Here is a 7,443-nt window from a genome sequence, read left to right on the forward strand (position 1 = left end):
TGCATGTTGAGCGTTCATACCTGCCCGCTGGCCGCGTTGGGCGGAAAAGAGGCCGGCGGGATGAACGTGTATGTGCGCGACCTGACGCTGGCTCTGGGGCGGATGGGGATCGCCGTGGACGTGTTCACGCGCTCGCAGGACCCCTGCGTCGTCCGGGTCAGCCACGAGCTGGGGCCCCTCTGCCGTGTGATCCATGTGCCCGCCGGCCCCGAACGCCCGTATGACAAGTACAAGGTGTACGATCATCTGCCCCAATTCATCGATGGCGTGCAGGCGTATGCCAGCTTCAAGGGGCATCGATATGATCTGATCCACAGCCACTACTGGCTATCGGGCGCGGTGGCGCAGGCGCTCGCTCCCCGATGGGATGTGCCCATCGTGCATATGTTTCACACCCTGGGGCATCTGAAGAATCAGGTGGCGCAGCGCCCGGAGGAGCGGGAGAAGGAGCTGCGCCTGCGGGTCGAGCATGAGATCGTTGCCTCGGCAGATCGGCTGGTGGCGGCCAGCCCTGTGGAGAGGACGCAACTGATCGAGTGGTATGGCGCGAGCCCGGAGAAGATCGTCGTGGTGCCGTGCGGCGTGGACCTGGAGCGTTTCCACCCCATCCCGCAGGAGGAGGCTCGTGAGGCGTTGGGGCTGCCCAGGGATCAGAAGCTGATCCTGTTTGTGGGACGCATCGAGCCGCTGAAGGGGATTGACACGCTCATCCGGGCGATGCCGCGCGTGGCCCTGCAGCTCCCCCGGGGGGCGCGTGATGTGAGCGTGGCCATTATCGGCGGCGACGCCGGCGACGATCCGGCGCGCATGACCGAGGAGATGCTCCGGTTGCGGGAGCTGCGATGCAGCCTGGGGCTGGAGGACCTGGTGGCATTCCTGGGCGCTCGATCTCAGGAGACGCTCCCGCTCTACTATTCGGCGGCCGATGTGGTGGTCATGCCCTCGCATTACGAATCGTTCGGCATGGTGGCGCTGGAGGCGATGGCGTGTGGGACCCCGGTGATCGCCTCCCGGGTCGGGGGGCTGGCGTACACGGTGCGTCACGGGATCACCGGGCTCCATGTGCCGGTGCGGGATCCGGACGCGCTGGCGGAGGAGTTGATCCGCATCCTGACCGATCGGGATCTGCGGGAGCGGCTGGGGCGTCAGGCGATCCAGGCCGCCCGGCGCTATCACTGGGATGTGATCGCCCGGGAGATCGTCCATCTGTATCACGAGCTGGTGCCTCACCCTGCCATGGCCCCGTGCATGTCCTCGTGTTGAGAGCATCCTGAAAAAAGGGCCCCGGCGTCTCAAGGACGCTGGGGCTTTCTTTTATCCTCCATGTTCCGGGGAAGGGAAAGCGGATCCCTTATCCGATGACCGCCTCACGGCGCCTGGGCGCTTTCATCCCCTCCTCCCAGATCCAGTAGATCGGATCCGCCCGGTCGATGGCGATGACGTACGGCCGTCCGTCGGCGTCGATGGCGTGGATCGTCACGCCGCCCCGGTATGTCCGATCCAGCGCCCGGAGGTCGTTGACCGCCTCGTGGCAGGCCTCCTCCACGCTCATGCCCATCTTCATGTAGAGCACGACGGAGCGGGCCGTGCTCGCCCGGATGGCTAGCTCGCCCATGCCCGTGCAGGCGGCTGCCCCGTAGCGGTTGTCCGCGTAGCATCCCGCCCCGATGATGGGGGAGTCCCCCAGCCGGCCGGGGTACTTGAAGGCCCATCCGCATGTGCTCACGCCCGCCGCGAGGTTCCCCTGCCCGTCCTTGACCAGGAAGACGGTGGTGCCGCCGGCCGTCTCCGGATCGGCGGTCAGGCGGGCCCACGGCGCCAGCGGGATGTCGGGCCATTGCTCCCATACCTCGGGCGGGATGTGCTCTTGCAGCCATTCCTCCCACTCGGTGCGGGATTCCTCCGTCAGCGTCTCGCCGGTTTCGGCGTTGCATTCGGCCGCAAAGCGCGCCGCGCCCTCGCCGACCAGGAGCACGTGGGGCAGCCGCTCCATCACCTGTCGGGCGACGGAGATGGGATGCAGGAAGCCGCGCAGGGCGCCCACGGCGCCCGTCCGTAGGGTGCGGCCGTCCATGATGCTGGCGTCCAGCTCGATCTCCCCCAGCAGGTTGGGCCAGCCGCCCACCCCCACGCTGCGCACCTTCGGGTCGATCTCCACGGGCCGGATGCCCGACTCCACGACGTCCAGGGCGGGGCGGCCGTCGAGCAGGGCGTCAACGGCCGCTCTCATGCCCACGCCACCTTCCGAGTTGGCCAGTACGATTCGCATGGGTCGTTCCTCGTGTGTCCGGATATGTGCCTGGGGATGATGTGGGTCGATTGTAGCACAGCTTGGGGATGACACCAATGTTTGGCCCGCCCTGCTCGGGGTGCTATAATCGGGAGGGGATGGCCCTTGCAGGGCCGAGAAAGGCAGGTTTGCGGGCAGCGCTGCACGAATGGCGCCTCCTGGAGGCCTTTTCCCAGATGGAGGATTTATCGGCCGCCGCCTACCTGTGGGCAGGGGCGATTCATGAATCGCCCCTGCCCCGGCAACACCCATGAGGGAGACTGCCAAATTTTCAGACACGTTTGTAAAGGGATCCTGATCTCATGATCCTCGGCGGGAGGCGGGCATGCGGGTGATCGCCGGGCGGGCGAAGGGGCGCCGCCTGCGGTCGGTGCCGGGCTCGGGAACGCGGCCCATCACCGATCGGGTGAAGGAGTCCCTGTTCGATATCCTGGGCGGGGACATCGAAGGGTGCCGGTTCCTGGATCTCTTCGGAGGGACGGGGGCGGTGGGGATCGAGGCGTTGAGCCGCGGGGCGGCGCATTGCACGTTTGTCGAGCGGGACGGCCGGGCGGTGCGCACCATCCGGGAGAACCTGCGGGATACCGGCCTGGCCGCCGGGGCGGAGGTGATCCGTGGCGATGCCTTCGCCTACCTGCGCCGCCCGGGCCTGGAGCCGTTTGATATCATCTATGTGGCACCTCCTCAGTATCGCGGCATGTGGCGGCAGGCACTGGAGGAGATCGACGCCCATCCGGACGTGTTGGCGCCGGACGGGCTCGTGATCGTCCAGATTCACCCGCGAGAGGCCGAGGATGTTCCCCTGCGCCACCTGGAGCTGGACGACGAGCGCCGCTATGGGAGCACGCTGCTGCGGTTCTATTGCCGCGCTGATGTGCCTCCCGAGGATGAGCCGCGAGAGGAGCGCGCCTGAGGGTGGAGCTCCCATGCTCCATCTGCTCCGGGATTCCGACGGGATCCTGATGGGGTTCCCCGGGATGTGCCAGGATATCTCACTTATGAAAAAGGCTTCCCCGCTCGATCCATTCGGCATCGAACGGGGAAGCGCCGAGGGATGGATGTGGCCCTTCGCTCAGGCGGTCACCTTCTCCGGCTCCGGCAACCGCCCGAACGTAACCTCCTTGGTCCGGGTGTTCACCAGCGCGTAGTGTCCTCTCGCCAACGGACCAGGGTTGACGACCAGCGTCGTGCCGATCATCGCAGTGCCCTGGCCATCCAACGCGCTGCCGCAGAAGGCGAACCTGGGCCGGTATGTCTTGATGATCTCCTCGACCACGTGTCGGCCGATGTGTTGGCCGTTCTCCAGGTCCAGGTTCTCGCGCCTCGGTGGAGTGTGGAAGACCAGGATAGGCTCGTGCTCGATGTGACGCAGGAACTCGAACGCGAACTCGGCCTCCCAATCGGGATAGACGAGCACGAAGCGGTTCTCTCGTAGATCCTCGCTCAGCCCGCCGCCGAATCCGGCGACGACCAGGTTCTCGCTGGGCAGTGGCACGAAGGAGTGATGGATCATGTCAATGTTCGGCGCGACCACTTCGTGGTTGAGAGCGGCCTGGAAATAGAGCCGCTCCGGCGCGTCGAGATGGCCGGGCACGACCATGACGGGCACATCCAGCTTGCCCATCTCGTCGAAGAAGGCCTCATAGGCATGTACCGCCGCCTCCTCTAACGCATCCAGGGCGGCCTGTTCCATCTCAGGCGCTTTCCCGGCCGCATCGGCCTTTCGGAACGCCTCGGTACGGGCATCCTCGCCCACGATGTTCCCACAGAAGATGACCGCGTCGACGTTCTTCTCACGGGCAAGCTCGACGATTTGAGGCACGCGTTCCGTTGCGCCACGCAGGTCGGTGATCGCCAGGATACGCATGGTCATCACCTCCCTTGCCTCTCGTGGTCTCCCTCACAGCACGTGAAGCTCTGTGAAGATGACCGACATGAGAGCTCCTCTATATTTTCTGTTAACCGGCATGCGTTAGAGGGACGCAAGAGACAGATTAGAGCTTCATATGAGGGAAGAGCCCTTCCCTTTGCCCGTTGAGAGGTTCTCTGCTATCGTATGGTGGACACACGGGGATAGAGGGCCCCGGCTGCGAGGCGATCCCGTCATCTCGCTGGGGCCCCGGAGGCGTGGCGAGCGAGAGGAGGGATGAAGATGGGAACCGTGCGACTCCTTCTGGTGGGTTTGCTGCTCGTCGCTGCGGCGTGCTCTTCCCCTTCACCTACCCCGGCCGCTGATGTACCCTCGTTTCGGCTGAGCAGCCGCGCGTTTGAGGCTGGGCAGCCCATCCCTCGTACGTACACCTGTGATGGGGACGATATCTCCCCACCTCTGCAGTGGGACGATCCGCCCGGGGACACGCAGAGCTTCGCCCTCATCTTCGATGATCCCGATGCCCCGGCGGGCACGTGGGTCCATTGGGTCCTCTATAACCTGCCGGCCGACGCCCGTGCCCTGGCCGAGGGGATCCCCGCCGATCCGGAGCTGCCCGATGGCAGTCGGCATGGTCGGAATAGCTGGGATCGCCTGGGATATGGCGGGCCCTGCCCGCCTGGCGGAACCCATCGCTACTTCTTCAAGCTGTACGCCCTGGATGCCATGCTCGACCTGCCGCCGGGGGCGACGAAGAAGCAGCTGCTGCAGGCCATGGAGGGACACGTCCTGGCCCGGGCGGAGCTGATGGGGACATACACCCGTCGGTGATCCGGGGCGCGCCGCCCTCTCCTATTTCGGTGTTTCGGTCCCCCTTGACAAATAGGGCGTTTGGGTGTACAGTATGCCTGAAGTGGTATTGACCTCTACACCTCTAGACGACCAGACATCTTAACCTATTCGAACAGGACCTCGCTTCGTGGATCGGACAGATCTGAAAGCCTTCCGCATTGATCACAGCAGCGTCATCCCGCTCTACCATCAGATCCGGGAGAACCTGCGGGACCTGATCGAGAGCGGTGAGCTAAGGTCGGGCACGATGCTCCCACCCGAACGCGAATTGGCCGAGCAGTATGGGGTCAGCCGGCTGACGGTGCGCCAGGCGATCAGCGAGCTGGTACGTGATGGATTGCTGATCCGCCAGCATGGCGTGGGCACGTTTGTGGCGCCGCCCAAGCTGAGCCAGGTGCAGCCCATGGCGCTCAGCTTCACTCAGCGGATGATCCAGGCCGGGCGGGCTCCCACCAGCCGCGTGCTGGCCTGTGAGATCGTCCCCGCGTCGTACAATGTGGCTCGCCATCTGGGCGTCCAGCCGGATACCCCGGTCGTTCGCCTGTCCCGGTTGCGGCTGGCGGACGGTCAGCCGGTTATGCTGGAGACCACCCACCTGCCCGCCGATCGCTTCCCCGGCCTAGTCGATGAGGACTTCCGCACGCAATCCCTCTACGCCGTCCTCTCCACCCGTTATGGGGTGACCCTGGCGGAGGCCATCCAGACGTTGGAGCCGGTGGCCCTCACCGCGTACGAGGCCGAGCAGTTGGGCGCACAGGAGGGGGCCCCTGCCATGCTGGTGGAGGTCATCGCCTCCTCGCAAGAGGGGTGGGTGGTGGAGTACAGCCGGGCCGTGGTGCGTGGCGACACCTCTCGCTACGTGTTTCATCTGCGGAACGTGTACGACGACGATTAGGGGTGTGATAAGGGGAAGGAGGGGATCCCGATGAACCCGCTGCGAGTCGCTGTGGTCGGCGTGGGAGTCATGGGACGGCGCCATGTGGAGGCCTTCCACCGGTTGCCCGAGGCGCAGGTCGTCGCCGTGATGGACGTGGATGGCGAACGGGCTCGTTGGACGGCCGACCGATATGGCGTGCCCGCCTTCACCGAGTTGGATGCCTTGTTGGATCAGATGGCCCCGGAGGCGATCTGTGTGTGCACCCCGGACTGGGCGCATCGGAAGCCGGTGGTGACCGCGGCGGAGCGGGGGATTCACGTCCTGGTGGAGAAGCCGCTGGCGACCACGCTGGAGGACGCGGATGCCATCGTCGCTGCAGCCGAGACGGCGGGCATCACTTTGATGGTGGGGCATATCCTGCGCTTCGATCCCCGGTATGCGGAGGCGCGAGCGGCGGTGGTCTCCGGGAAGATCGGCCAGCTCACCTACATGTACGGCCGGCGGCACAACCTCATCGACTCCGGCCTGCGGTTCCGGGGACGCACCACCGTGGTGAACTTCCTGGGCGTGCATGATCTGGACATGATGCTGTGGTGTGCCGAGAGCCCCGTCGAGGAGGTGCATGCGATAGGCGCCCGGGGGGCGCTGGCTGATCTCGGCGTGGACGATGGGGTGCTCGCCACACTTCGGTTTCAGAACGGCGCTGTGGGGTGCTTGGACGTGCACTGGGCCATGCCGCCCGGGGCCATGCTGTTGGACGCCGGATTTAAGCTCATCGGCACGGCGGGGCAGATCTACGTGGACGGGGCGCTGGGGGCCGTCCGGGTGGAGATGAAGGAAGCGGCCCGGTTCCCGGATACCGTGTACGCGCCGGCCTCTCCCTGGACTATGGGCGCGCTGATGGCCCAGGACGCCCACTTTGTGCGATGTGTGCGCACGCAGGAGAGGCCGTTGATCGACGGCCCAGCAGCGCGCCGCGTGGTCGCGCTGGCCGTGGCTATTCACCGGTCGCTGGAGACTGGCGAGCCGGTCCGGCCGGATCAGCCCGGATCGTAGCATCGAAGCTTTGTCCTGCGCATCGCGTCCTCCTACCTGCAGGTGATACCACGCTGCAGGATCGATCCCATAGTATCCCTCGCAGGCATCAGGGTCATAGATCCAACGCTCTCGCCAACCATTCATCGTTCATCGCTCGTCGTTCCAAATCATTAAGAAAGGGAGGTGAATCGGGAGAAGAGGGACCTTCGCGTGAGTTCAGTCCTTTCCGTCGGCGTAGAGGTGTGTGGGGCCTTGTGCGTGCGCTGGGCCCCCGGCCATGGCGAAATCAGCGTTTCAGGATAGGATAGGAATTTTGTGATCTTCCATTCCCTATATCTAGTGTGTCGTGCTGTGGTGTACTCTAGATATAGGGGTGTCGGGATGCGGTATCTATCCCCGGGGAGATCATTGCATTCCATGCCTTGAGGAGGGAGAGCGATGTCCGTGCTAAACGAGATGGCGCGCAAGTGCGTCACACGACGGGAGATGCTGCGGTTTCTGGGGGTGAGTGCGGCG

At 65.1% G+C, this 7,443-nt stretch carries 7 protein-coding genes; 5 read left to right on the plus strand and 2 right to left on the minus strand.

From position 1 onward, the window contains the following. The first annotated feature begins 3 nt into the window (after positions 1 to 3). Complete coding sequence (locus tag GXP39_01115; GenBank protein ID NOZ26639.1) at positions 4 to 1,263, plus strand: glycosyltransferase family 1 protein; 1,260 nt, start codon at positions 4 to 6, stop codon at positions 1,261 to 1,263. An 88-nt stretch (positions 1,264 to 1,351) separates the two neighbouring features. Here GXP39_01115 and GXP39_01120 read toward each other — a convergent pair whose 3' ends face one another. Continuing rightward, positions 1,352 to 2,269: a N(4)-(beta-N-acetylglucosaminyl)-L-asparaginase gene (locus GXP39_01120; protein ID NOZ26640.1), complete on the minus strand. Its 918-nt coding sequence runs from the start codon at positions 2,267 to 2,269 to the stop codon at positions 1,352 to 1,354. A 346-nt stretch (positions 2,270 to 2,615) separates the two neighbouring features. Between GXP39_01120 and rsmD the strand changes: the two genes are divergently transcribed. Continuing rightward, complete coding sequence (rsmD, locus tag GXP39_01125) at positions 2,616 to 3,203, plus strand: 16S rRNA (guanine(966)-N(2))-methyltransferase RsmD (GenBank protein NOZ26641.1); 588 nt, start codon at positions 2,616 to 2,618, stop codon at positions 3,201 to 3,203. Positions 3,204 to 3,362: 159 nt separating this feature from the next. On the opposite strand, the gene GXP39_01130 is transcribed toward rsmD, so the two are convergent. Then, positions 3,363 to 4,163, minus strand: a complete 801-nt coding sequence (locus GXP39_01130) for a hypothetical protein (GenBank protein NOZ26642.1) — start codon at positions 4,161 to 4,163, stop codon at positions 3,363 to 3,365. 273 nt (positions 4,164 to 4,436) lie between these two features. On the opposite strand from GXP39_01130, the gene GXP39_01135 reads away from it, so the two are divergent. The 3 genes from GXP39_01135 to GXP39_01145 all read left to right on the plus strand — a co-directional run bounded on the left by GXP39_01135 (position 4,437) and on the right by GXP39_01145 (position 6,945). Beyond that, the gene (locus GXP39_01135; protein ID NOZ26643.1) at positions 4,437 to 4,991 is read left to right on the plus strand and encodes a YbhB/YbcL family Raf kinase inhibitor-like protein; all 555 of its coding nucleotides are present in this window, start codon (positions 4,437 to 4,439) and stop codon (positions 4,989 to 4,991) included. A 148-nt stretch (positions 4,992 to 5,139) separates the two neighbouring features. Continuing rightward, on the plus strand, positions 5,140 to 5,907 hold the full coding sequence (locus GXP39_01140; protein ID NOZ26644.1) for a GntR family transcriptional regulator: 768 nt from the start codon (positions 5,140 to 5,142) through the stop codon (positions 5,905 to 5,907). Positions 5,908 to 5,937: 30 nt separating this feature from the next. Continuing rightward, positions 5,938 to 6,945, plus strand: a complete 1,008-nt coding sequence (locus GXP39_01145; protein NOZ26645.1) for a Gfo/Idh/MocA family oxidoreductase — start codon at positions 5,938 to 5,940, stop codon at positions 6,943 to 6,945. Positions 6,946 to 7,443: the final 498 nt, after the last annotated feature.

It is taken from the genome of Chloroflexota bacterium (genome assembly GCA_013152435.1).
GTDB lineage: Bacteria > Chloroflexota > Anaerolineae > DUEN01 > DUEN01 > DUEN01.

Excerpts from the sequence above, each read along its gene's own strand:
- GXP39_01130 (NOZ26642.1), bottom strand. The coding sequence starts at position 4,163 with ATGACCATGCGTATCCTGGCGATCACCGACCTGCGTGGCGCAACGGAA.
- GXP39_01120 (NOZ26640.1), bottom strand. The coding sequence starts at position 2,269 with ATGCGAATCGTACTGGCCAACTCGGAAGGTGGCGTGGGCATGAGAGCG.
- GXP39_01135 (NOZ26643.1), top strand. The coding sequence starts at position 4,437 with ATGAAGATGGGAACCGTGCGACTCCTTCTGGTGGGTTTGCTGCTCGTC.
- GXP39_01145 (NOZ26645.1), top strand. The coding sequence starts at position 5,938 with ATGAACCCGCTGCGAGTCGCTGTGGTCGGCGTGGGAGTCATGGGACGG.
- GXP39_01115 (NOZ26639.1), top strand. The coding sequence starts at position 4 with ATGTTGAGCGTTCATACCTGCCCGCTGGCCGCGTTGGGCGGAAAAGAG.
- rsmD (NOZ26641.1), top strand. The coding sequence starts at position 2,616 with ATGCGGGTGATCGCCGGGCGGGCGAAGGGGCGCCGCCTGCGGTCGGTG.